This is a genomic window from Blastococcus sp. KM273128, from assembly GCF_021698975.1.
GTDB lineage: Bacteria > Actinomycetota > Actinomycetes > Mycobacteriales > Geodermatophilaceae > Blastococcus.
Genome location: NZ_SSXA01000014.1, coordinates 55552 through 77945, shown reverse-complemented (window position 1 = coordinate 77945; position 22394 = coordinate 55552). Strand labels below are relative to the sequence as shown.

Below are 22394 nucleotides of genomic sequence, written 5' to 3'. Positions count from 1 at the left end.
TACTCCATCACTCGGGCTTGGCCTCCCGCGACATGATCTCGCGCACCATCTGCGCCGGCGCCTCGCCCTCGTGGCAGACCCGCACGACGGCCTCGGTGATGGGCACGTCGATGCCGTGGGCCCGCGCGAGGTCGAGCACCGAGCGGCAGCTCTTCACGCCCTCCGCGGTCTGCCGGGTGCTCCGCTGCACCTCCTCGACGCTCATGCCGCGGCCGAGCTTCTCGCCGAAGGTGCGGTTGCGCGACAGCGGCGAGCTGCAGGTGGCCACCAGGTCGCCCAGCCCGGCCAGCCCGGCGAAGGTGGTCAGCTCGGCGCCCAGCGCGAGGCCCAGCCGGGCGGTCTCGGCCAGCCCGCGGGTGATCAGCGAGGCCCGGGTGTTGTCCCCGAAGCCCAGCCCCTCGGCGATGCCGGCGGCCAGCGCGATCACGTTCTTCACCGCGCCGCCCAGCTCGCAGCCGACGAGGTCGGGGTTCGTGTAGGGCCGGAAGTAGCGGGTGTGGCAGGCCGCCTGCAGCTGCGCGCCGCGCCCGCTGTCCGCGCAGGCGATCACGGTGGCCGCCGGCTGCTCCTCGGCGATCTCACGGGCCAGGTTCGGCCCGGAGAGCGCCGCCACCCGGGCCGGGTCGGCGCCGGTGACCTCGCAGATCACCTCGCTCATCCGCTTCGTGGTGCCGAGCTCGACACCCTTCATCAGCGACAGCAGCGTGGCGTCCGCCGGCAGCAGCTCCTGCCACGCGGTCAGGTTCCCGCGCAGCGACTGCGAGGGGACCGCCAGCACGACGACCTCGGCGTCCGCCAGCGCCTCGGCGGGGTCGGCGGTCGCCCGCAGCCGGTCGGGCAGCCGCACGCCGGGCAGGTAGTCGGGGTTCTCGCGCCGCTCACCGATGGCGTGCACGAGCTCGGGCCGGCGGGCGTGCAGCCGCACCTCGCAGCCGGCGTCGGCGAGGACCTTGGCGAAGGTGGTGCCCCAGGAGCCGGCGCCCAGCACCGCCGCCCGCGTCACGCGGCGCTCCCCGCGATGCCGTCGGGGCGCGAGCGCCCCGGCCCCGGGTGGACGGCGGCCGGGGCGGGCTCGCCCCGGAGCTCGGCGAGCTGGTGGCGCACCCGGGTCATCATCAGGTCGGTCGTCTCCCGCAGCAGAGGGGTGTCCAGCGGCCGGCCGGACCGGATCTCGGCGCGCAGGGCCGACAGGTCGATCGGCTCGCCGACCAGGTAGTCGGCCGGCGTGCGCAGCCGCAGGTGCAGCTTCTTGCTGTGGTAGTCGTGCACCCGCTGCGGCCCCCACTGGGCCACGGGGACGACGACGGCGTCGGTGGTGAGCGCCAGCTGCGCCGCGCCGGTGCGGGCCTGCATGGGCCACCACGCCGGGTCCCGCGTCACCGAACCCTCGGGGTAGATGACCACCAGGTTGCCGGCCTGCAGGTCGGCCCGCGCCGCGTCGAGCGAACCCCGGGCCGTCGACGAGTAGCGGGCCACCGGGATCTGCCCCGCCGCGCGCAGGATCGTGCCGGCCAGCCCCTTGAAGACGGTCTCCTTGGCGAGGAAGTGCGGGATGCGCCCGCGGTCGAACACCAGCCGGGCGCAGGCCAGCGGGTCGAGCACCGACACGTGGTTGGCCACGAGCAGGACCGGCCCGCGCACCGGGATGCGCTCGATGTGGCGGTAGCGGAGCCGGAACAGCAGGGACGCCACCGGGTACACGACCAGGATGCACAGCCAGAGGGGGAACGGGATGTGCCCCCGGGTGCGCCACCTGCCCTCGGGCCGGGCGACCGGTCCCCCACCGCGCGCGGACGTCTCGTCGGTCACCGACCCGCCTCCCTCTGCTGTGAGCCGCCCCATGATCGACCCGGCCCGCCCGTCGCGGACCACCGGGTCCGGTCCGAGGGGCTCCGCCCGGACCGGGTGCTGACATTGTGGTGCCGTGTCCAGGTGGTCGGTCGTCGTCCCGGCGAAGCGGCTCGCCGCGGCCAAGACGCGGCTGCGCCCGCTCACCGCCGGCCCGGACGGCGACCACGGCGCCCTGGTCCTCGCGCTGCTCGCCGACACGGTCGCCGCCGCGCTGGCCTGTGCGCGGGTGGGGTCGGTCGTCGTCGTCACCGACGAGCCGGCGTCCGCGGAGCTGGTGCGCGACCTCGGCGCCACCACCGTGGCCGACGAGCCCGACCGCGGCCTCAACCCCGCGCTGGAGCACGGCGCCCGGCGCACCGGGAGCGCGCACGTCGCCGCGCTCTCCTCCGACCTGCCCGCGCTGCGTCCCGAGGAGCTGGCCGAGGCGCTGGTGGCCGCCGAGGCCGCCCCCCGCTGCTTCGTGGCCGACGCCCAGGGGACGGGCACCACGCTGCTGACCGCCGTCGGCGTGCCGCTGCACCCGCGGTTCGGGCGCGGCTCCGCCGCGGCGCACGAGGCCGGGGGTGCGGTGCGGCTGACCGGGACGTGGCCCGGCCTGCGGCGCGACGTCGATCTCCCGGACGACCTGCGGGCCGCGCTCGGGCTCGGGGCCGGGCCGCGCACGACCGGGCTGGTGGTGGCCTCGCCGGTGCTCGCGAACCGGATCGGTACGGCACGATGAGGGGGTGGCCGAAGAGAGCGCTCCCCGGACCGATCCCCTGCCCGCCGACCGCTACCTGAACCGCGAGCTGTCCTGGCTGGACTTCAACGCCCGCGTGCTCGAGCTGGCCGAGGACGACTCCCTGCCGCTGCTCGAGCGGGTCAAGTTCCTCGCCATCTTCGCCAGCAACCTCGACGAGTTCTACATGGTGCGCATCGCGGGCCTGAAGCGCCGGCAGAGCACCGGGCTCACCGTCCGCTCCCCCGACGGGCTGACCATCCGCGAGCAGCTCGAGCTGGTCACCGCGCGCACCAAGGAACTGGTGCAGCGCCACTCCGACGTCTTCAACAAGGACGTGCTGCCGCAGCTGGAGGAGTCGGGCATCCGGATCGTCCACTGGGAGGACCTCGCCGACGAGGACACCCGCCGGCTGCGCGACTACTTCCGCGACCAGGTGTTCCCCGTGCTCACCCCGCTGGCGGTCGACCCCGCGCACCCCTTCCCGTACATCAGCGGGCTCTCGCTGAACCTGGCGGTGTCGGTGCGTGACCCCGACACCGGCGCCCCGCGGTTCGCCCGGCTCAAGGTGCCCAACAACGTGCCGCGGTTCGTCGCGGTGGAGACCGCCGACTCGATCGCCACGTTCCTCCCGCTGGAGGACCTCATCGCGGCCCACCTCGCCCAGCTCTTCCCGGGCCTGGAGGTGATCGACCACCACTTCTTCCGGGTCACCCGCAACGCCGACCTGGAGGTCGAGGAGGACCGCGACGAGGACCTGCTGCAGGCGCTGGAGCGCGAGCTCGCCCGGCGGCGCTTCGGCCCGGCCGTCCGGCTCGAGGTGGCCGAGCCGATGGACCCGCGGATCCTCGAGGTGCTCATCTCCGAGCTCGAGGTCTACCCCGACGACGTCGTGCACGTGCCCGGCCTGCTGGACCTCGCCTCGCTGATGGCGCTCTACGACCTCGACCGGCCCGAGCTCAAGGACGAGCCGTTCGTGCCGGCGACGCACCCGCGGCTGTCCGAGGGCGAGACGCCCAAGAGCGTCTTCGCCACCCTGCGCGAGGGCGACGTCCTGGTGCACCACCCCTACCACTCGTTCGCCACGAGCGTGCAGCGCTTCATCGAGCAGGCGGCGGCCGACCCGCACGTGCTGGCGATCAAGCAGACGCTCTACCGCACCTCCGGCGACTCCCCGATCGTCAACGCGCTGATCGAGGCGGCCGAGGCCGGCAAGCAGGTGGTCGTGCTCGTCGAGATCAAGGCGCGCTTCGACGAGGAGGCCAACATCAGCTGGGCACGCTCGCTGGAGCGGGCCGGCTGCCACGTGGTCTACGGCCTGGTCGGGCTCAAGACGCACTGCAAGACCGCCCTGGTGGTGCGCCGCGAGCAGGGCGTCATCCGCCGGTACTGCCACATCGGCACGGGCAACTACAACCCCAAGACCGCCCGCATCTACGAGGACCTGGGCATCCTCACCGCCGACCCGCGGGTGGGCGCGGACCTGACCGACCTGTTCAACGTGCTCACCGGCTACTCGCGGCAGACCAACTACCGCACTTTGCTGGTGGCGCCGCACGGCATCCGCACCGGGCTGATCGAGAAGATCCGCCGCGAGGCCCGCCACGCCGCCGAGGGTCGCCCGTCGGGCATCCGCATCAAGGCGAACTCGATCGTCGACGAGCGGTTGATCGACGCGCTCTACGAGGCCTCGCGCGCCGGCGTCCCGGTGGAGCTGTTCGTCCGGGGCATCTGCGCGCTGCGGCCCGGGGTGCCGGGCCTGTCGGAGACCATCCGCGTGCGCTCGATCGTCGGCCGCTTCCTCGAGCACTCGCGGGTCATGTCGTTCCACAACGGCGGGGACCCGGAGTGGTGGATCGGCAGCTCCGACCTCATGCACCGCAACCTCGACCGCCGCGTGGAGGTGCTGCTGCGCGTCTGCGACGAAGCGGCCCGCACCCAGCTGCGCGAGGCGCTCGAGCCGGCGATGGCCCCCGGCGTCCGCTGCTGGGAGCTGCGCAGCGACGGGGGCTGGGCGCGGCTGGAGGGCCGCGACCACCAGGCGGAGCTCATGCGGCGGGTCCATGAGCTCGCCGGCTGAGCCGCGCACCGTCGTCGCCGCGGGCGGCGTGGTCTGGCGGCCGGCCGGCGACGGGATCGAGGTCGCCGTGGTGCACCGGGCGCGCTACGACGACTGGTCGCTGCCCAAGGGCAAGCTGGACGCCGGGGAGCACCCCCTGCAGGCGGCCTGCCGGGAGGTGCTCGAGGAGACGGGGCTGGACGTGGTCGCCGGGCGCCGCTGCCCGACCACGCGCTACGTCGTCGACGGGGCACCCAAGCGGGTCGACTACTGGGCCATGCGCTGCGTGGGGGGCGACTTCGCGGCCAACGACGAGGTCGACGAGCTGCGCTGGCTCCCCCCCGACGAGGCCGCCGCGCAGCTCACCCACGACCACGACCGGCTGGTGGTCGCCGACGCCGCCCGCACCGACGTCCCCCGCGAGGTGGCCGTGCTGCTGGTGCGCCACGGGCGCGCGGGCAGCAAGCAGGAGTTCGACGGCCCCGACGACCTGCGGCCGCTGGACACCAAGGGGCTGCGCCAGGCGCAGCAGCTGGCCGGCGCGCTGCCGCTCTTCTCCCCGGCCACGGTGGCCTCGGCGCCGCCGCTGCGCTGCCGCTCGACGGTGGAGCCGCTGGCCGAGGAGCTGGGCCTGGCCGTGCACGAGCGGCCGGAGTTCGGCGAGGAGTGCTTCGCCGAGGACCCGCAGGCGGCGCTCACCGGTCTGGAGCGGCTGCTCGACGCCGGGCCGGACGCGGGGGCCGCGGTGGTGTGCAGCCAGGGCGGGGCCATCCCGTCGCTGCTGCAGGCGCTCGGGGTGCACGGCCACGGCGTCCCCGGGCTGCCGCCGCCGGCCGCCAAGGGCAGCGTGTGGGCCCTGGGCGGCCGGCCCGGCGCGCTGGCGGCCGACTACTACCCCGACTTCCAGCCCGACCCCGACGCCCCCCGCTAAGCCGGGAGCGAGGGCAGCGCCTTCGGCAGCCAGGCGGGGCGCTCGGCCTCGTAGGCCTCGACGTCGGCCAGGTGCCGCTCGGTGAGGCCGACGTCGTCCAGCCCCTCCAGCAGCCGCCAGCGGGTGTAGTCGTCGGCCTCGAACGGCACCGTCGTCGCGCCGTAGGTGATCTGCTTGGTCACCAGGTCGACGGTCACCTGCGTGGTCGGGTCCGCCTCCGCGGCCGCCCACAGCGCCTCCACCTCGGCCTGGGGCAGGACGACGGTGAGCAGCCCCGCCTTGGTCGAGTTGTTCTTGAAGATGTCGGCGAACCGCGAGCTGATGACCACGCGGAAGCCGCCGTCCATCAGCGCCCACACGGCGTGCTCGCGGGAAGAGCCGGTGCCGAAGTCGGGCCCGGCGACGAGGATCGAGGCGTCGGCGAACTCGGGCTTGTTGAGCACGAAGTCCGGCTCGTTGGTGCGCCAGGCGACGAAGAGTCCGTCCTCGAACCCGGTGCGGGTGATCCGCTTGAGGTACTCGGCCGGGATGATCTGGTCGGTGTCGACGGCGCTGCGGCGCAGCGGGGCGACGGTGCCGGTGTGGGTGGTGAAGGCGTCCACGGGTCAGGCTCCGATCAGGTCGGCGGGGGCGGTCAGGCGGCCGGTCAGCGCGGTGGCGGCGGCCACCGACGGCGAGACCAGGTGGGTGCGCCCGCCCTTGCCCTGCCGGCCCTGGAAGTTGCGGTTGCTGGTGGAGGCCGAGCGCTCCCCCGGCTTGAGCTGGTCGGGGTTCATGCCCAGGCACATCGAGCACCCGGCGCCGCGCCACTCCGCCCCGGCCTCGACGAAGACCCGGTCGAGCCCCTCGGCCTCGGCCTGGTCCTTCACCCCGACCGAGCCGGGGACGACCAGCATGCGGGTGCCCGGGTCGATCTTCTTGCCGCGCAGCATCTCGGCGGCGACCCGCAGGTCCTCGATCCGGCCGTTGGTGCAGGAGCCCAGGAAGACGGTGTCGACCTCGATCTCGGTGAGCGGGGTGCCCGGGGTCAGCCCCATGTAGGCCAGCGCCTGCTCGGCGGCCCGCCGCTCCCCCTCGTCCGCCATGTCCGCCGGGTCGGGCACGCGCTCGCTGATCGGCAGGCCCTGGCCCGGGTTGGTGCCCCAGGTGACGAACGGCGTGAGGGTGGAGGCGTCCAGCACGACCTCGGTGTCGAAGGTCGCGCCCTCGTCGGTGCGCAGCGTCGACCAGTACTCCACCGCGGCGTCCCAGTCGGCGCCCTGCGGCGCGTGCGGGCGGCCCCGGAGGAACTCGAAGGTGGTCCGGTCGGGGGCGATCAGCCCGGCGCGGGCACCGGCCTCGATGGACATGTTGCAGATCGTCATGCGGGCCTCCATCGACAGCGCCTCGATGGCGCTGCCCCGGTACTCGATGACGTGGCCGGCGGCGCCGTTGGTGCCGATCTGCGCGATGACGGCGAGGATGACGTCCTTCGCCGAGACGCCGGGTGCCAGCTCGCCCTCGACGGTGACCGCCATCTGCTTCGGCCGGTACTGCGGCAGCGTCTGGGTGGCCAGCACGTGCTCGACCTCGCTGGTGCCGATGCCGAAGGCGAGCGCCCCGAAGGCGCCGTGGGTGGAGGTGTGGCTGTCGCCGCACACGATGGTCATGCCGGGCTGGGTGAGCCCCAGCTGGGGGCCGATGACGTGCACGATGCCCTGGTCGCGGTCGCCCATGGGGGCCAGCCGGATGCCGAACTCGGCGGCGTTCCGGCGCAGCGCCTCGACCTGCGCCCGGCTGACCGGGTCGGCGATCGGGGCGAGGATGTCCAGCGTGGGGACGTTGTGGTCCTCGGTCGCCATCGTGAGGTCCGGACGGCGCACCGTGCGACCGGCCGCCCGGAGGCCGTCGAAGGCCTGCGGGCTGGTCACCTCGTGCACGAGGTGCAGGTCGATGTAGAGGAGGTCGGGCTCCCCCGGCGTGCTGCGCACGACGTGGGCGTCGTAGACCTTCTCGGCCAGGGTCTTCGGCACGGGCTCGTCCCCTCCGGGTGACTGGTCGCTCCCGAGTTGACCATCTCACTCTTCGGGATGCGAGTATTGCTGTGTGGGACAGCCTAACCCGGTCGCGGTTCTGGACAAAGCGGTGTCGATCCTGCACGCCGTCGCGCACGAACCGGCCACCCTCGCCGAGCTCGTCGCGCGTACCGGCCTGCCCCGGGCGACGGCCCACCGGCTGGCCGTCGCGCTGGAGGGGCACCGCCTCGTCCGGCGCACCGACAGCGGCAGCTGGGCGCCGGGGCCGGCGCTGGCCGAGCTGGGGCGGGGCACGGCCGACGTCGGCGAGATCGCCGCGCGCCACCTGGTCACGCTGCGCGACGCGACCGGCGAGAGCGCGCAGTTCTACGTGCGCGACGGCGCCACCCGCGTGTGCGTCGCCGCCGCGGAGCGCACCAGCGGCCTGCGGGACACCGTCCCGGTCGGTGCCCGGCTGCCCATGACGGCGGGCTCCGCGGCGCACGCCCTCCTGGCGTTCATGCCCGCCGACGAGGTCACCCGCCTGCTGCCCTCGGCGAGCTTCACCGCGCGCACCCTGCTCGACGTCCGGCGGCGCGGCTGGGCGCACAGCGTGGCCGAACGCGAGGCCGGCGTCGCCTCCCTGTCGGCGCCGGTCCGCGACGCCACGGGCGCGGTGCTCGGCGCGGTGTCCATCTCCGGGCCGGTGGAGCGGCTGGGTCGCCGGCCGAGTCCCGACGTCGTCGGCGCCGTCCTGGACGCGGCGGCGGCCATCTCCCGCGCCGCACGCTGACCACGGAATTGGAACGCTCCTACGTTCTTCCGTAGGATCGTTCCGTGGCACACCACCCCGTGGGCGACGAGGCGCGGCTCGCCCGCATCGAGGAGCGGCTCACCGCCCTGGAGGCGGTCCTGCAGGACCGCGGACCGGCGCCGCAGCCCGAGCGCTTCTGGGCCCTCGACGGGCTCGCGGAGGACGCCGCGGCGCTGCCCGGTGGCGCGGTCCTCTACGCCGGGCGGGTCACCCTGCCCACGGGTGAGGAGTACGCCTGGCAGCGCACCCACCCGGCCGAGGAGGCCCGCGGAGGGGAGGACGCCGACGCCGCCACGGCCGCCACCCTGGCCGCGCTGGCCCACCCGGTGCGGCTGCGGCTGCTGCGCGAGGTGCTGACCGGGACGACGACCACCGGGGCGCTGGCCGAGCTGCCGGGCCTGGGCACCACCGGGCAGCTGCACCACCACCTGCGCCAGCTGACCGCCGCCGGCTGGCTGCGCACCACCGCGCGCGGCAGCTACGCCGTTCCCGCCGAACGGGTGGTCCCGCTGCACGTGGTGCTCGCGGCGGGTGCGGCGTGAGCCCCCGCCGCGCTGCTGCCCGGGTCCGCCCGCTCCTGCCGGCCCCGGGCGTGCTCCTCATCGCCTCGGACGGGCTGGGCCTTCCCGCCGGCCCGCTGCTCGGCTTCCTGCTGATCGTCGGGTTCGTCGTCCTGGACCGGGTCGCACCGCCGCCCGCACCGGTGCGCGTCGTCGAACCGCCCGTCGACGGCGCCTGGCGAGCGCTGAACTCCCCGGCGACGAAGGTGCCCTCCCACGGCACCCACGGCCTGGGGCAGACCTGGGCGCTCGACCTGGTCGCCGAACCCGCCGACGGCACGCGGCCGGCGTTCGGGTCCGGGGGTCAGTGGCGGCCGGTCACCGACTACCCGGCGTTCGGCCTGCCGGTGCGCTCCCCCGTGGCCGGCCGGGTCGTCCGGGCACACGACCGCCGCAGCGACCACCGCGCCCGCAGCGGCTGGCTGTCGCTGGTCTACCTGCTCACCGTGGAGGGCTTCGTGCGCCAGGTCGCCGGCGCCCGCTGGATGCTGGGCAACCACGTCGTCGTCGAGACCGATGACGGCACCTGCGCCGTGCTGGCGCACCTGCGCCGCGGCTCGGTGCGGGTGGCCGTGGGCGAGCGGGTCGCCGCCGGCCAGCAGGTCGCCGAGTGCGGCAACTCGGGCAACAGCAGCGAACCGCACCTGCACGTCCAGCTCACCGACTCGGCCTGGGTGGCCGGGTCCTGCGGCCGGCCGATGGCGTTCCGCGGCGGCGCACCCGGTGGCGCCGACGGGCTCCCGGCCGACCAGGAGCTGCTGGGCGCGCGGTGACCGCCCCGCCGGTCAGAGAAGCCGGCGGGCACCCGCGGAGGGAACCGCGGAGAAGACGCGCGGTGCGGCGGCGCCCTCCCGGGCGAACCGGTCGGCGACGGCGGTGGTGACGGCGTCGGTGGCGTCGGCGTCCACCAGGGCGATCGCGCTGCCGCCGAACCCGCCGCCCACCATGCGGGCACCGTGGGCGCCGGCGGCCACCGCGGCCTCGACGCAGGCGTCCAGCAGCGGCACCGAGACCTCGAAGTCGTCGCGCAGGGAGGCGTGGCCCTCGGTGAGCAGCGGGCCGATCGACCTGGGGTCCGCGCCGGAGCGCAGCACCGAGACGACCCGGTGCACGCGGGCCTCCTCGGTGACGACGTGCCGGGCGCGGCGGTGCAGCCGGTCCCCCGCCGCGCTGCCGTCGGAGAGGACGCCGAGCGCGGCGACGTCGGCCACCTCGCGCAGCAGGCCGACCCCCAGCCGGGCGGCCGCCTCCTCGCACTCGCGGCGGCGGTCCCCGTAGCCGGAGGCGGCGTGGTCGTGCGTCGTGCCGGTGTCGACGACGAGCAGCGCCACACCGGCGCCGGCCAGGTCGAAGGTCACCTGCTCGCTGCTGCGGTCGCGGGTGTCCAGGAACAGCGCGTGCCCCTCGGTGCACAGCAACGAGGCCGACTGGTCGAGGATCCCGGTGGGAGCCCCGACGAAGTCGTTCTCCGCCCGCCGCGCGACGTCCACCAGGTCCCCGGGGGCGAGGTCGAGGTCCAGCAGGTCGCGCAGGGCCAGGGCGACGGCGCACTCCAGCGCCGCCGACGAGGAGAGCCCCGCCCCGGCCGGCACGTCGCCGTCGACCAGGATGCTCAGCCCGCCCGGCACCGAGCCGGCCACCTGGTGCACGATCCCCGCCGCGTAGCCGGCCCAGCCGGACGGGGTGCCCGGGCGCAGGTCGGCGACGGCGACGTCGGAGTCGGCGTCCGGGTGCTGGAGCGACCGCAGCACCAGCCGCCCGTCGTCGCGCCGGCCGACGGCGGCGCGCGTCGTGTGCGGCAGGGCGATCGGCAGCACGTGCCCACCGTTGTAGTCGGTGTGCTCGCCGATGACGTTGACCCGTCCGGGGGCGGCCCAGACCCCCTCGGCCGCGGAGCCGAAACGCCCCGCGAAGGCCTCGGCTGCCGCGGCGGCGCCGCTCACGGCAGGACCACGGCGCGCAGCTGGTCGGCGACGTCCTCGGGGTTGGTGTCGGTGATGAAGGCGCCCATGCCGGACTCCGACCCGGCCAGGTACTTCAGCTTCCCCGGCGCCCGGCGCAACGAGAACAGCTGGAGGTGCAGCCACCACTCCTCGCGGCCCTCGTGCACGGGCGCCTGGTTCCACGAGGCGATGTAGGGCATCGGGGTGTCGAAGCGGTGGGCGAAGCGGCCCAGGACGTCCAGGTACACCTCGGCGAGGGCGTCCCGCTCGGCGTCGTCGAGGGCGGGCAGGTCGGGCACCCGGCGCGTGGGGAACAGCTGCACCTCGTAGGGCCAGCGGGCCGCCGCCGGCACGAACGCCGTCCAGTGCTCGTTGGCGGCCACCACCCGCGGGCCGCTCCGCTCGGCCTCGAGCACGTCGGCGAACAGATCACGACCCGTGGCCCCGCGGTACCGGCGAACCGAGCCGAGCACCTTCGCCACGCGCGGCGGCAGGAAGGGGTAGGCGTAGATCTGCCCGTGGGGGTGGCTGAGGGTGACCCCGATCTCCTCGCCGTGGTTCTCGAAGCAGAACACCTGCTCGACGCCCTCTAAGGTGGACAGCTCCGCGGTGCGCTCGGCCCAGACGTCGACGACCAGGCGGGCGCGGTCGGGGCCGAGCTCGGCGAACACGCGGTTGTGCTCGCTGGTGAAGCAGACGACCTCGCACCGGCCCGACCCGGGCCGCAGCTCCGCCAGCGGGTTGCCGGGAGCCGCAGGCGGCACGTCCCGGTCGACGTCGGTGGCCAGGGAGGGGAACCGGTTCTCGAAGACCACCACCTGGTAGTCGGCCTCGGGCACCTCGGTGGGCCGGCCCGGCCGGGAGGGGCACAGCGGGCACTGGTCGGCCGGGGGCAGGAAGGTGCGGGTCTGCCGGTGCGCGGCGACGACGACCCACTCGTCCAGCAGCGGGTCGAACCGGAGCTGCGAGCGGGTGACGACGGCGGGCAGGTCGCGGCCGTCCCCGGCATCGCGTCGGACCGGCTCCGCGTCGAAGTAGAGGATCTCCCGGCCGTCGGCCAGGTCACGCCTCGTCCGGAACACCGTTCGACCGCCTCCCGCTGACACCTGGAACGGCGAGAGCCCCCGACCAGCTGGTCGGGGGCTCTCGGTCGCGTAGCCCCGAAGGGATTCGAACCCTCGCTACCGCCGTGGTCGGGGGCTCTCGGTCGCGTAGCCCCGAAGGGATTCGAACCCTCGCTACCGCCGTGAGAGGGCGGCGTCCTGGGCCGCTAGACGACGGGGCCGTGCTGGGTGGTGCGAGAGGAACCAGGCTTCCTCGCTGGGGTACCAGGACTCGAACCTAGACTAACGGAACCAGAAACCGTCGGGCTGCCAATTACCCCATACCCCATGGGTAGCACCTCGCGGCGCCGGAGAGAACTGTACCCGACGTCCCGGGGGCGGGTCGCACCACCCCCCGGACGGCCGGTCAGCGCGCCGGCGCGGGCGCCGCTCCCGGCGGCCGGCGGAGGTCCAGGGCCGGGGTGCGCACCTCCGGCCGCGCCCGGCGCCGCCACCTGGCCACGAGCAGCACGAAGCCGCCGAAACCCGCCGCGGTGAGCGCGAGCGACACGGGCGCCAGCCCGGCGGGCACGACGTCGGTGGTCACCGCGTCCCCCAGCAGGGCGACCAGCAGGAACAGCACCACGTTGTTGACCGCGTGCAGCACCACCGCGGCCTCGATCCCGCCGGTCAGCCACACCACCGCCGAGGCGGCCAGGGCGAAGGCGAAGCGGTCGAGGAAGGTGGCGAGGTCGGGCGGCAGGTGCGCCAGCGAGAAGAGCGCTCCGGTCACCACCGCGGCCACCACCGCGCCGGTGCGCGGGGCGCGGATCCAGCCGGCGATCGCCTGGCTGAGGTAGCCGCGGAACAGGTACTCCTCCGCCGCCGACTGCAGCGGCGTGGTGAGCAGGACGACGGCCAGCAGCCAGCCCCACGAGGGCACCGGCCCGGTGATCTCCACCTCCCCCGAGGCGACGGCCAGGAGCACCGACAGCCCGATGACGACGCCGATCGAGAGCAGCGCGAGCACGGTGAGCCTCGGCAGCAGCCGCCACCGGAACCGGGCGAGCACCGACGACGACCAGCCCGGGCGCATGCCGTGCGCGACGGCCCAGGCCAGCCACACCACGGGGATGCCGACGGCCAGGGTCGCGTTGGTGACCAGCAGCGTGCCGGGGTCGGTGAGCTCGACGAGGGCGAGGTCGGGGCTGATCCCGGTGAGGATGCCGAGCACGCCGAGCAGCGCCCCGGCCACGAGGAAGACCACGCCGAGCAGGAGGAGCCCGAGCAGCGGCCGCCACCAGGCCCAGTCGCGGGCCCGCATCGCGTGCAGGAACGACGTCGGCTCGTCGTGCGGCGGCGTCCCCGGGGGCAGCGCCCACCCGGCCGGCGGCACCGGCGGGAACGGCGCGGGCGGCCACGGTGCCGGTGGGTAGGGCCCCGGTGGGAAGAGCCCCGGTGGGAAGAGCCCCGGTGGGAACGCCGCCGGCGGGTAGGGCCCCGGCGGGTGGGGACCCGTGGCCTGCGGCCACGGCAGCACCGGGAAGCGCCCCGGCGCCGGCCGCAGCGTGGGCGGCGGCCCGGCGTAGGGCTCGTCGACCGGCCCCCCCGCCGGCCGCCGGCGAGCTCATCCCGCCGACGCCACCGTGCGGGCCGCGGCGAGCCGGGCGAGCGTCCGCTCGCGGCCGAGCAGCTCCATCGACTCGTACAGCGGCGGGGACACCGTGCGCCCGCTGACGGCGACGCGGACGGGGCCGAACGCCTGCCGCGGCTTGCGGCCCAGCCCCTCGACCAGCGACTCCTTCAGCGCCTGCTCGATGGCCGCCGTGGTCCACTCCGGCAGCTCCCCCAGCGCCGCGGACGCGGCGTCCAGGACCTCCACGGCGGCGTCGCCGGCGAGCTGCTTCTGGGCGGCGGCCGGGTCGATCTCCACGTCGTCGACGAACAGGAAGCCCAGCAGCCCGACGGCCTCCGACAGCACCACCATGCGCTCCTGCGCCAGCGGCGCGATGGCGCGCAGCACCGCCTCCTGCTCGGCGGTCGGCGGTTCGGAGACCAGCCCGGCGGCGGCCAGGTGCGGCACCACGCGGGCGGTGAACTCCTCGACCGGCAGCGCCCGCAGGTGGGTGGCGTTGATCGCCTCCGCCTTCTTCAGGTCGAAGCGCGCGGCGTTGGCGTTGACCTTCGTGACGTCGAAGGCCTCCACCAGCTCCGCCACCGAGAAGATGTCGCGGTCCTCGGCGATGGACCAGCCCAGCAGCGCCAGGTAGTTCACCAGGCCTTCGGGCAGGAAGCCGCGCTCCCGGTAGACGTCGAGGTTGGACGTGGGGTCGCGCTTGGACAGCTTCTTGGTGCCCTCGCCGGTCACCAGCGGCAGGTGCCCGAAGCGCGGGGTGCCCTGGGCGACGCCGATGTCGGTGAGCGCTGCGTACAGCGCCAGCTGCCGCGGGGTGGAGGGCAGCAGGTCCTCGCCGCGCAGCACGTCGGTGATGCCCATGAGGGCGTCGTCCACCGGGTTCACGAAGGGGTAGAGCGGGACGCCGTTGCCGCGCACGAGGACGAAGTCGGGCACCGCACCTGCGGCGAAGCGCACCTCGCCGCGGACCAGGTCGGTCCAGGACAGGTCCTCGTCGGGCATCTTCAGCCGCAGCACCGGTGACCGACCCTCGTCGCGGAACGCCTGCTTCTGGGCGTCGGTGAGGAACCGGTCGTGGTTGTCGTAGCCGAGCTTGGGGTCCTCGCCCGCCGCCCGCCGCCGGGCGTCGACCTCCTCGTTGGTCGAGAAGGACTCGTAGGCGTGCCCGGACTCGAGCAGCTTGGCGGCCACCTCGCGGTACACCTCGTGCCGCTCCGACTGCCGGTACGGGCCGTGCGGCCCGCCGACCTCGGGCCCCTCGTCCCAGTCCAGGCCCAGCCAGCGCAGGCTGTCCAGCAGGTGCCGGTACGACTCCTCGGAGTCGCGGGCGGCGTCGGTGTCCTCGATGCGGAAGACGAAGGTGCCGCCGTGGTGGCGGGCGTGCGCCCAGTTGAACAGGGCGGTGCGGATCAGCCCGACGTGGACCAGCCCGGTGGGCGACGGGCAGAAGCGGGTGCGGACGGTCACCGGGCGCCGCCGGCGGTCGAGACGGCGTCGGCCGACGTCACCGTGTTGGTCAGCGTGCCCAGGCCCTGGATGCTGCACGCCACGCTCTGGCCGGGGCGGATCGGGCCGACTCCCGACGGGGTGCCGGTCAGCACGACGTCGCCGGGCAGCAGGGTCATCACCTGCGACATGTAGGAGATGAGGGTCGGGACGCCGAAGAGCAGCTGGCTGGTGCGCCCGCTCTGGCGGCGCTCGCCGTCGACGTCGCAGGTGATCTCCAGGTCGGCGGCGTCCAGGCCGATGCCGGCCAGGTCGGTCTCGATCCAGGGGCCGAGGGGGCAGAAGGAGTCGAAGCCCTTGGCGCGGGTCCACTGGCCGTCGCTCTTCTGCATGTCCCGCTCGGTGACGTCGTTGGCGATGGTCCAGCCGAAGACGCTGCCCAGCGCCTGCTCGGGGCTGACGTTGCGGGCCCCGCGGGCGCCGATCACCACGGCGAGCTCCACCTCGTGGTGCACGTTGGTGCTGCCCGGCGGGATGCGGATCGCGTCCCCGGGGCCGATGACCGACGTGGAGGGCTTCAGGAACAGCAGCGGCTCCCCCGGCGCGTCACCGGTGCCCATCTCCTTCACGTGCTCGGCGTAGTTCTTGCCGACGCACACCACCTTGCTCGGCAGGATCGGCGAGAGCAGCCGGATGTCGGCCTGGGCGAACCGGGCGCCGGTGAAGGAGATCTGGCCGAACGGGTGGCCCTCGATCTGGGCCACCTGGCCGTCTCCGTCGAGGACGCCGAAGGACATGCCCTGGGGACTGGCGAAACGGACGATGCGCACGAGCCGAGGTTAGCCGCGCCCCTTCCTGACTACCGTGCACCCATGGCCTGCCGGTTCAGCGAGCTGGTCGTGGACAGCCGCGACCCCGAGTCCCTCGCCGCCTTCTGGGCGGCGGTGCTCGACTACCGGGTCCTGGGGCGGGAGGACGACGGCGCCGTCGAGATCGGCCCGGAGGCGGGCTTCGGCGGGCCCGCCCCCACGCTGGTCTTCGTGCCGGTCGGCGACCCGACGCCGGGGAAGGTGCGCCTGCACGTCGACGTCAGCCCGACCGACCGGGACCAGGACGCCGAGCTGCGGCGGCTGCTCGACCTCGGCGCGACCCCGGCCGACGTCGGCCAGTCCGAGGAGGCGACCTGGCACGTCCTGGCCGACCCGGAGGGCAACGAGTTCTGCCTGCTCCGGCGCCGGCTGGATCCCGTCTGACCCGCGGCCGCCGGGCCGCACACGTCTCCCCCCGGGATAGTCGCTCTCTGCCCCGCCGACGTGGGCGGGGGACGACTACCGCTGGACACCCCTGCCGACTCCCGCGACCGACGGTCGGGGGACGGCGACTGGCCGCGTTGTCGCGGCGAGGAGGCCCGGAGGGTGCCGCGCGACCGGGGGACGGCAACTGGCCGCGGTGTCGGCCGGAGGCCGACAATGTCACGGTGATCCTCATCGTCGTGAAGTTCCCCGTCCGTCCCGAGCGCGCCGACGAGTGGACCGCGCTGGCCGCCGACTACGCCCGCGCGGTGAACGCCGAGGAGGGCTCGCTGTTCTTCGAGTGGTCGCGGAGCCTCGAGGAGCCGAACACCTTCGTCTGTGTGGAGGGCTTCCGGGACTCCGACGCGGGTGCCGCCCACGTCGCCACCGACGCCTTCAAGCGGTTCGTCGAGCAGGCCCCCGACCTCGTCTCCGCCCAGCCGCAGATCATCTACGTCGACGCCCCCGAGGTCCCCGGCTGGGGGCCGATGGGCGAGATCCAGCCGCGCTGACCGGGTGAAGCCGTTCCTGCTGCTCTCCTCGCGCCCCGAGGACGAGGCGGCGGACGAGGAGCACGCCTCGTTCCTGCGCTGCACCGCCCTGCCCGCCGACCGGCTGCACCGCATCCGGATGGAGGCCGGGCCGCTGCCGGCGCTCGACCTCGACGACTACGCGGGGGTGTTCCTCGGCGGCGGGCCGTTCAACTCCTCGGACGCCGAGAAGTCCGACGTCCAGGTGCGGGTCGAGCGCGACGTCGCCGGCCTGCTCGACGAGGTCGTCGACCGGGACCTGCCCTTCTTCGGCGCCTGCTACGGCATCGGCACGCTGGGCACCCACCAGGGCGGCGTCGTCGACCGGACGTTCGGCGAGCCCGTGTCCGCGGTGGAGGTGGGGCTGACCCCGGAGGGCCGGGTGGACCCGCTGCTGGCCGGGGTGCCCGACCGCTTCACCGCGTTCGTCGGCCACAAGGAGGCCTGCCGCGTGCTGCCACCCACCGCGGTGCTGCTGGCCTCGTCGGCGACCTGCCCGGTGCAGATGTTCAAGGTGAAGGAGAACGTCTACGCCACCCAGTTCCACCCCGAGCTCGACGTCGCATCGATCGTCGCGCGGGTGCGCATCTACCAGCACGCCGGCTACTTCGCGCCCAGCGAGGTGGAGGCGGTCGTCGCGCGGCTGACCCCGGCGGTGGTGACCGCGCCCGGCCGGCTGCTGGCGAACTTCGTCGCCCGCTACGGCTGAGGCGCCGCTACGGCTGGGGCACCGCTACGGCTGCGGACGGCGCAGCACGGCGTAGGTGAGGGCGTCGACCAGCGCGTGCCACGACGCCTCGACGATGTTGGCGTGGACGCCGACCGTGGTCCACTCCCCCACCCCGTCGGTGGTGTCGATGAGCACGCGGGTGGTGGCGCTGGTGCCGCCCTTCCAGCCCAGGATGCGCACCTTGTAGTCGGCCAGCGAGACCTCGGCCAGCTGGGGGTAGCGGTGCACCAGCGCCTGGCGGAGCGCGTTGTCGAGCGCGTTCACCGGGCCGTTGCCCTCGCCGGTGCTGATGATCCGCTCAGCCGTCCCGTCGTCGTTGGGGAGGTGCACCTTGACCGTCGCCTCGCTGACGACGACGCCGTTCCCCCAGTGCTCGACGGAGGTGCGGTAGCTCTCCAGCTCGAACAGCGGCGGCGGCGCCTCCGGCAGCTGCCCGCGCAGCAGCAGCTCGAAGGAGGCGTCGGCGGCCTCGAACGACCAGCCGTCGGCCTCCAGCACCTTCACCTGGTCGACCACCCGGCCGATCGCGTCGGACTGGCCGGCGAGGTCCACGCCCAGCTCCCGACCCTTGAGCTCGACCGAGGCCCGGCCGGCCATCTCGGTCACCAGGATGCGCATGTCGTTGCCGACGACGGCGGGGTCCAGGTGGTTGTAGAGCTCCGGGCTGACCTTGATCGCGCTGGCGTGCAGCCCGGCCTTGTGCGCGAACGCCGAGGCGCCCACGTAGGGCTGGTGGTCGTCGGGGGCGATGTTGGCCAGCTCGGCGATGGCGTGGCTGACCCGCTGCAGCTCCGGGAGGCACTCGGCGGGCACCGCGGGGACGCCCATCTTGGTGACCAGGTTGGCGATCAGGGCGAACGTGTCGGCGTTGCCGGCCCGCTCGCCGTAGCCGTTCGCCGTCCCCTGCACGTGGGTCACGCCGGCCTCGACCGCGGCCAGCGTGTTGGCGACGGCGCACCCGGTGTCGTCCTGGCAGTGGATGCCGAGCTTGCCGTCCACGCGGGCCGCCACGTCGGCCACCACCCGGCCGACGCCCATCGGCAGCATGCCGCCGTTGGTGTCGCACAGGACGCCGACCTCGGCCCCCGCGTCGAACGCCGTCTGCAGCACGCGCACCCCGTAGTCGCGGTCGGCCGCGTACCCGTCGAAGAAGTGCTCGCAGTCGAGGAACACCCGGCGGCCTTGCGCCACGAGGAAGGCGACGGTGTCGGCCACCATCGCCAGGTTCTCCTCCAGCGTCGTGCGCAGGGCGTCGCGCACGTGCCGGACGTCGGACTTCGCGACCAGGCACACCACCGGCGTCCCGGCGTCCAGCAGCGCGCGCACCTGCAGGTCGTCCTCGACGGCGACACCGGCCTTCCGGGTCGCCCCGAACGCCACGAGCTGCGCGTGCTTGAGCTGCAGCTCGGTGCGCGCCCGGGCGAAGAACTCGGTGTCCTTCGGCAGGGCCCCGGGCCACCCGCCCTCGATGTAGCCGACCCCGATCTCGTCGAGCAGCCGGGCCACCGCGAGCTTGTCGGCGACCGAGTAGCTGATGCCCTCGCGCTGGGCGCCGTCGCGCAGCGTGGTGTCGAAGACGTGGAAGTCGGTGCTGGTCATGGGGTCTCCCGGGGCGGTGGTGTCGGCCCGAACACGAAAAAGACCCCCCGGGTACGGGAGGTCTGCGCGCAGTCGGGGAGGTGACTGCGCGCTAGGCGATGATGATCCGGCCGGTGGTGCTCATCACGGAGGAGTAAACCACTGCCGCCCGGCCGGCCCCAGCCCGCCGCCGGAAAACGGTGTGACCGGTCCCGGTCAGCGTGCGAGGGTCCGGCGGTGATCCCACCCGGGTGGACCGCCGTGCACCGTGCGGACGGCGAGCTCACCGGATGGCTGGCGCCCGAGGGCGACCTGGCCCGCCCGGTGCTCCTCACCGGCGCGCCGCTGGCCGCGGCGATGCCGCGCGACGACGCCGTCGTGCTGCTGCGCGCGCGGGCTGGCCGCCCTCGACCGCCGCTGGTGGGCGCGGCTCCCCGGACGGCTCCCCTCCGGCACGCTGCCGGCCGACCGGCCCGCCCGGGACTGGAGCTGGCAGCCGGTCGTGCTGGTGGAGTCCTCCCCCGACGGCTGCACGGTGCGGCCGGAGTGGCCTGCGCCCGGCGAGACGGGCCGGGCGCGGCTCCCGGTGCCGGTCGGCGACCTGCTGGTGGCGGAGCCGCCCGGGTGACTCAGCCGCCGGCGAGCGCGGCGAGCCGGTCGCCGACCTCCGCCGTCCGGATCGCCGCCCGCGGGTCCCGCGTGGACAGGTCGAAGGCGACGGCGGCCTCGACCTTGCGGGCCTGCTCGCTGCGGCCCAGGTGCTCGAGCAGCAGGCCCACCGACAGCACGGTGGCGGTCGGGTCGGCGACGCCCTGGCCGGCGATGTCCGGGGCCGAGCCGTGCACCGGCTCGAACATGCTCGGGTTGGTGCCCGAGGCGTCCAGGTTGCCGCTGGCGGCCAGCCCGATGCCCCCGGTCACCGCCGCGGCGACGTCGGTGACGATGTCGCCGAACAGGTTGTCGGTCACGATGACGTCGTAGCGGCCCGGGTCGGTGATGAAGAACATCGAGGCGGCGTCGACGTGCTGGTAGGCGACGGTGACCTCGGGGAACTCGACCGACACCTCCTCCACGACCCGGGACCAGAGCCCACCGGCGTGGGTGAGCACGTTGGTCTTGTGGATGAGGGTCAGGTGCTTGCGCGGTCGGGCGACGGCGCGCTCGAACGCGTAGCGGACGACGCGCTCCACGCCGAAGGCGGTGTTGAGGCTGACCTCGGTCGCGACCTCCTGCGGGGTGTCCTTGCGCAGCACGCCGCCGTTGCCCACGTAGGGCCCCTCGGTCCCCTCGCGGACGCAGAGCATGTCGATCGGGCCGGCGTCGGCCAGCGGGCTGCGGACGCCGTCGAACAGCTTCGCGGGGCGCAGGTTGACGTGGTGGTCGAGCTCGAAGCGCAGCCGCAGCAGCAGCCCGCGCTCGAGGATGCCCGGCGGGACACCGGGGTCCCCGATGGCGCCGAGCAGGATGGCGTCGTGCTGCCGGAGCTCGTCGAGCACCGTGTCCGGCAGGAGCTCGCCGGTGCGCTGCCAGCGCGCGGCCCCCAGGTCGTAGGGGGTCGTCTCCAGGTCGGGGGCGACCGCGCGGAGGACCTTCAGCCCCTCCGCCACGACCTCGGGCCCGATGCCGTCTCCGGGGATCACTGCCAGGCGCATGGGAAGGGACACTAGGTCAGAGGGGGCCCGGGCCTGCCGTCCGGGCCGCCGACGCACCGGTGGGACGGCTCCACCGGCACCGCGCGCCGGCTGCCGCGGCGGTCCTTGCTCCCGCCCGGCGGCACCGACATCCTGACCGGGACGCCGGCGCAGCCCGGCCCCGACGGAGGAGAACAGTGAGCCAGTCCGACGACGAGCGTCGTTCCGAGTCCCAGCCGTACGGCGGCGGGAGCGGTCAGGAGCACGGCCAGCCCTCCTACGAGCAGCAGCAGTACGGCCAGTACGGGCAGCCGCGGTACGGCCAGCAGGGGTACGGCCAGCAGGGCGAGCCGCAGTACGGCCAGCAGCAGTACGGGGCGCCCTCGCCCTACGGCCAGCAGGGGTACGGCCAGCAGTACGGGGCGCCCTCGCCCTACGGCCAGCAGTACGCCCAGCCCTACGGCGGGTACGGCGACCCGGGCGTGCCGGCGAAGCCGGGCGGGGTGGTCACGGCGGCCGTGCTCGGCTTCGTCTACGGCGCGATCGGGCTGCTGGTGACCTTCTTCCTCCTGGTCTTCGGGGCGGCCGCCAGCGGCGCCGGTGGCGGCCTGGACGAGGAGATCCCCGGGTTCGGCGCGGTGAGCGGCGCCATCGGCGGGGCGCTGATCGCCGTCGGCGTGCTGGCCCTGGCGTGGACGGTCGTGATGGTCTGGGGCTCGGTGTGGGCGCTGACCGGCCGCAGCCGGGTGCTGCTGCTCGTCGGCGGCTCGATCGCGCTCGCGTTCACGACCATCGGCCTGCTCGGCAGCCTCGTCGACGGCACCTCCGGCGACCTCGTGGTCAACCTGCTCTTCTGGCTCGCGGCGCTGGCGATCGTCGTCCTGCTGTCGTTGCGGCCGGCCACCCAGTTCTTCGCCGCCCACCGCTACCGCCGCACCGGTCGCTGAACCGGGTGGTTCCGGCCGGCCGCTCCCTGTCGGGGCTGCCCCGGCCCGGCCCCGGTGTGACGATCACTACCGACCTCCCCGTCGGTCGCGACGGGGACCCCAGGCAGGAGGAACCGCGATGACCAGCCCCACCGGTCCCGATCCCGACCGTCCGCAGGGCCAGCCGGGCTGGGCGCCGCCGCCGGGCCAGCAGCCGGGGCCCGGGTACGGCCAGCAGCAGCCGCCCCAGCAGTACGGGCAGGGGTACGGCTACCCGAACGCGCCGGCCGGCTACGGCCAGGCGCCCGGCGGTCAGCGCCCGGGTCAGGTCACCGCGGCGGCGGTCATCGGCGTGGTCATCGGCGGGCTGGGCACCCTCGGCGGGCTGCTGACCCTCTTCGCGATCGGCGCCGTCTTCGAGATCGACGCCCTGCTGGGCATCCTGGCGCTGCTGTCGTTCGCGTCGGCGGTCGTCCTGCTCGTCGGCGGCATCCAGGTGCTGCGCGGGCAGGAGCCGCGACTGCTGCTGCTCGGCAGCTACGCGTCCATCGCCCTGCAGCTGCTGTACCTGCTCTGGGGCCTGGTCCAGGACGAGGGCTTCGTCTTCACCGGCCTGCTGGGCTTCGTGCTGCCGATCCTCATCGTCGTCCTGCTGCGCACCGAGCAGTCACGGCAGTACTTCGCCGCGCGCGGTCAGTCCGTCTGACCTCCC

The 22394-nt window shown here is 74.6% G+C and carries 23 protein-coding genes and 2 tRNA genes; 12 read left to right on the top strand and 13 right to left on the bottom strand.

All coding sequences use genetic code 11. The annotated features are described in order from the left end of the window. Positions 1-7: 7 nt before the first annotated feature. On the bottom strand, positions 8-1003 hold the full coding sequence (locus E9529_RS06540; RefSeq protein WP_236830318.1) for an NAD(P)H-dependent glycerol-3-phosphate dehydrogenase: 996 nt from the start codon (positions 1001-1003) through the stop codon (positions 8-10). Beyond that, on the bottom strand, positions 1000-1809 hold the full coding sequence (locus E9529_RS06535) for a 1-acyl-sn-glycerol-3-phosphate acyltransferase (RefSeq protein ID WP_236830317.1): 810 nt from the start codon (positions 1807-1809) through the stop codon (positions 1000-1002). Before E9529_RS06535 ends, E9529_RS06540 begins: the two co-directional genes overlap by 4 nt. Before the next feature lie 115 nt (positions 1810-1924). On the opposite strand from E9529_RS06535, the gene cofC reads away from it, so the two are divergent. Genes cofC through E9529_RS06520 form a run of 3 tightly spaced genes read left to right on the top strand, consistent with a single transcriptional unit; the run spans position 1925 to position 5559 of the window. Beyond that, a complete protein-coding gene (gene cofC, locus E9529_RS06530) occupies positions 1925-2572 on the top strand; it encodes a 2-phospho-L-lactate guanylyltransferase (protein WP_236830316.1) in 648 nt (215 codons plus the stop codon). Between the two features lie 4 nt (positions 2573-2576). Next, positions 2577-4649 carry an RNA degradosome polyphosphate kinase gene (locus tag E9529_RS06525; RefSeq protein WP_236830315.1) on the top strand — a complete coding sequence of 691 codons (2073 nt, stop codon included), beginning with the start codon at positions 2577-2579 and terminating at the stop codon, positions 4647-4649. Then, positions 4633-5559: a bifunctional NUDIX hydrolase/histidine phosphatase family protein gene (locus E9529_RS06520; protein WP_236830314.1), complete on the top strand. Its 927-nt coding sequence runs from the start codon at positions 4633-4635 to the stop codon at positions 5557-5559. Before E9529_RS06525 ends, E9529_RS06520 begins: the two co-directional genes overlap by 17 nt. Here the strand turns inward: E9529_RS06520 and leuD are convergent. Both leuD and leuC read right to left on the bottom strand, forming a co-directional pair. Beyond that, positions 5556-6161, bottom strand: a complete 606-nt coding sequence (leuD, locus tag E9529_RS06515; protein WP_236830313.1) for a 3-isopropylmalate dehydratase small subunit — start codon at positions 6159-6161, stop codon at positions 5556-5558. The two genes, E9529_RS06520 and leuD, sit on opposite strands and share 4 nt — an antisense overlap. A 3-nt stretch (positions 6162-6164) precedes the next feature. Continuing rightward, on the bottom strand, positions 6165-7571 hold the full coding sequence (leuC, locus tag E9529_RS06510; protein ID WP_236830312.1) for a 3-isopropylmalate dehydratase large subunit: 1407 nt from the start codon (positions 7569-7571) through the stop codon (positions 6165-6167). 73 nt (positions 7572-7644) lie between these two features. On the opposite strand from leuC, the gene E9529_RS06505 reads away from it, so the two are divergent. Genes E9529_RS06505 through E9529_RS22615 form a run of 3 tightly spaced genes read left to right on the top strand, consistent with a single transcriptional unit; the run spans position 7645 to position 9700 of the window. Further along, the gene (locus E9529_RS06505) at positions 7645-8346 is read left to right on the top strand and encodes an IclR family transcriptional regulator (protein WP_236830311.1); all 702 of its coding nucleotides are present in this window, start codon (positions 7645-7647) and stop codon (positions 8344-8346) included. Between the two features lie 44 nt (positions 8347-8390). Beyond that, positions 8391-8909, top strand: coding sequence for a helix-turn-helix domain-containing protein (locus E9529_RS22620; RefSeq protein ID WP_236830310.1), 519 nt, complete (start codon positions 8391-8393; stop codon positions 8907-8909). Further along, a complete protein-coding gene (locus E9529_RS22615) occupies positions 8906-9700 on the top strand; it encodes a M23 family metallopeptidase (protein ID WP_236830309.1) in 795 nt (264 codons plus the stop codon). The genes E9529_RS22620 and E9529_RS22615 overlap by 4 nt, the downstream gene beginning before the upstream one ends. A gap of 12 nt (positions 9701-9712) precedes the next feature. On the opposite strand, the gene galK is transcribed toward E9529_RS22615, so the two are convergent. The 7 genes from galK to E9529_RS06460 all read right to left on the bottom strand — a co-directional run bounded on the left by galK (position 9713) and on the right by E9529_RS06460 (position 15825). Next, entirely contained in the window at positions 9713-10870 is a 1158-nt protein-coding gene (galK, locus tag E9529_RS06490; protein WP_236830308.1) for a galactokinase, read from the bottom strand. Next, complete coding sequence (galT, locus tag E9529_RS06485) at positions 10867-11952, bottom strand: galactose-1-phosphate uridylyltransferase (protein WP_236830307.1); 1086 nt, start codon at positions 11950-11952, stop codon at positions 10867-10869. Before galT ends, galK begins: the two co-directional genes overlap by 4 nt. Positions 11953-12082: 130 nt before the next feature. Beyond that, a tRNA-Glu gene (locus E9529_RS06480) sits at positions 12083-12155 on the bottom strand. A gap of 35 nt (positions 12156-12190) precedes the next feature. Further along, positions 12191-12262, bottom strand: a tRNA-Gln gene (locus E9529_RS06475). Between the two features lie 78 nt (positions 12263-12340). Continuing rightward, positions 12341-13309 (bottom strand): CPBP family intramembrane glutamic endopeptidase, encoded by a 969-nt coding sequence (locus tag E9529_RS06470; RefSeq protein WP_236830306.1) that lies wholly within the window; start codon positions 13307-13309, stop codon positions 12341-12343. A gap of 231 nt (positions 13310-13540) precedes the next feature. Further along, positions 13541-15016, bottom strand: coding sequence for a glutamate--tRNA ligase (gene gltX, locus E9529_RS06465; RefSeq protein ID WP_236830305.1), 1476 nt, complete (start codon positions 15014-15016; stop codon positions 13541-13543). Continuing rightward, positions 15013-15825: a fumarylacetoacetate hydrolase family protein gene (locus E9529_RS06460; RefSeq protein WP_236830304.1), complete on the bottom strand. Its 813-nt coding sequence runs from the start codon at positions 15823-15825 to the stop codon at positions 15013-15015. The genes gltX and E9529_RS06460 overlap by 4 nt, the downstream gene beginning before the upstream one ends. A 42-nt stretch (positions 15826-15867) precedes the next feature. Here E9529_RS06460 and E9529_RS06455 point away from each other — a divergent pair, with 42 nt between their 5' ends. The 3 genes from E9529_RS06455 (at position 15868) to E9529_RS06445 (ending at position 17526) form a co-directional block, all read left to right on the top strand. Next, complete coding sequence (locus E9529_RS06455; RefSeq protein WP_236830303.1) at positions 15868-16248, top strand: VOC family protein; 381 nt, start codon at positions 15868-15870, stop codon at positions 16246-16248. Between the two features lie 224 nt (positions 16249-16472). Next, positions 16473-16799, top strand: a complete 327-nt coding sequence (locus E9529_RS06450) for a putative quinol monooxygenase (protein ID WP_236830302.1) — start codon at positions 16473-16475, stop codon at positions 16797-16799. 4 nt (positions 16800-16803) lie between these two features. Beyond that, positions 16804-17526, top strand: a complete 723-nt coding sequence (locus E9529_RS06445; RefSeq protein ID WP_236830301.1) for a glutamine amidotransferase — start codon at positions 16804-16806, stop codon at positions 17524-17526. 24 nt (positions 17527-17550) lie between these two features. On the opposite strand, the gene cimA is transcribed toward E9529_RS06445, so the two are convergent. Then, complete coding sequence (gene cimA, locus E9529_RS06440; RefSeq protein WP_236830300.1) at positions 17551-19146, bottom strand: citramalate synthase; 1596 nt, start codon at positions 19144-19146, stop codon at positions 17551-17553. A gap of 481 nt (positions 19147-19627) precedes the next feature. Here cimA and E9529_RS21865 point away from each other — a divergent pair, with 481 nt between their 5' ends. Further along, on the top strand, positions 19628-19753 hold the full coding sequence (locus E9529_RS21865) for a hypothetical protein (RefSeq protein WP_255708408.1): 126 nt from the start codon (positions 19628-19630) through the stop codon (positions 19751-19753). Position 19754: 1 nt separating this feature from the next. Here E9529_RS21865 and E9529_RS06435 read toward each other — a convergent pair whose 3' ends face one another. Next, positions 19755-20777, bottom strand: coding sequence for a 3-isopropylmalate dehydrogenase (locus E9529_RS06435; protein WP_236830299.1), 1023 nt, complete (start codon positions 20775-20777; stop codon positions 19755-19757). A gap of 176 nt (positions 20778-20953) precedes the next feature. Between E9529_RS06435 and E9529_RS06430 the strand changes: the two genes are divergently transcribed. Both E9529_RS06430 and E9529_RS06425 read left to right on the top strand, forming a co-directional pair. Continuing rightward, positions 20954-21703 carry a hypothetical protein gene (locus tag E9529_RS06430; RefSeq protein WP_236830362.1) on the top strand — a complete coding sequence of 250 codons (750 nt, stop codon included), beginning with the start codon at positions 20954-20956 and terminating at the stop codon, positions 21701-21703. Positions 21704-21821: 118 nt separating this feature from the next. Beyond that, on the top strand, positions 21822-22388 hold the full coding sequence (locus tag E9529_RS06425; protein WP_236830298.1) for a hypothetical protein: 567 nt from the start codon (positions 21822-21824) through the stop codon (positions 22386-22388). Positions 22389-22394 lie beyond the last annotated feature (6 nt).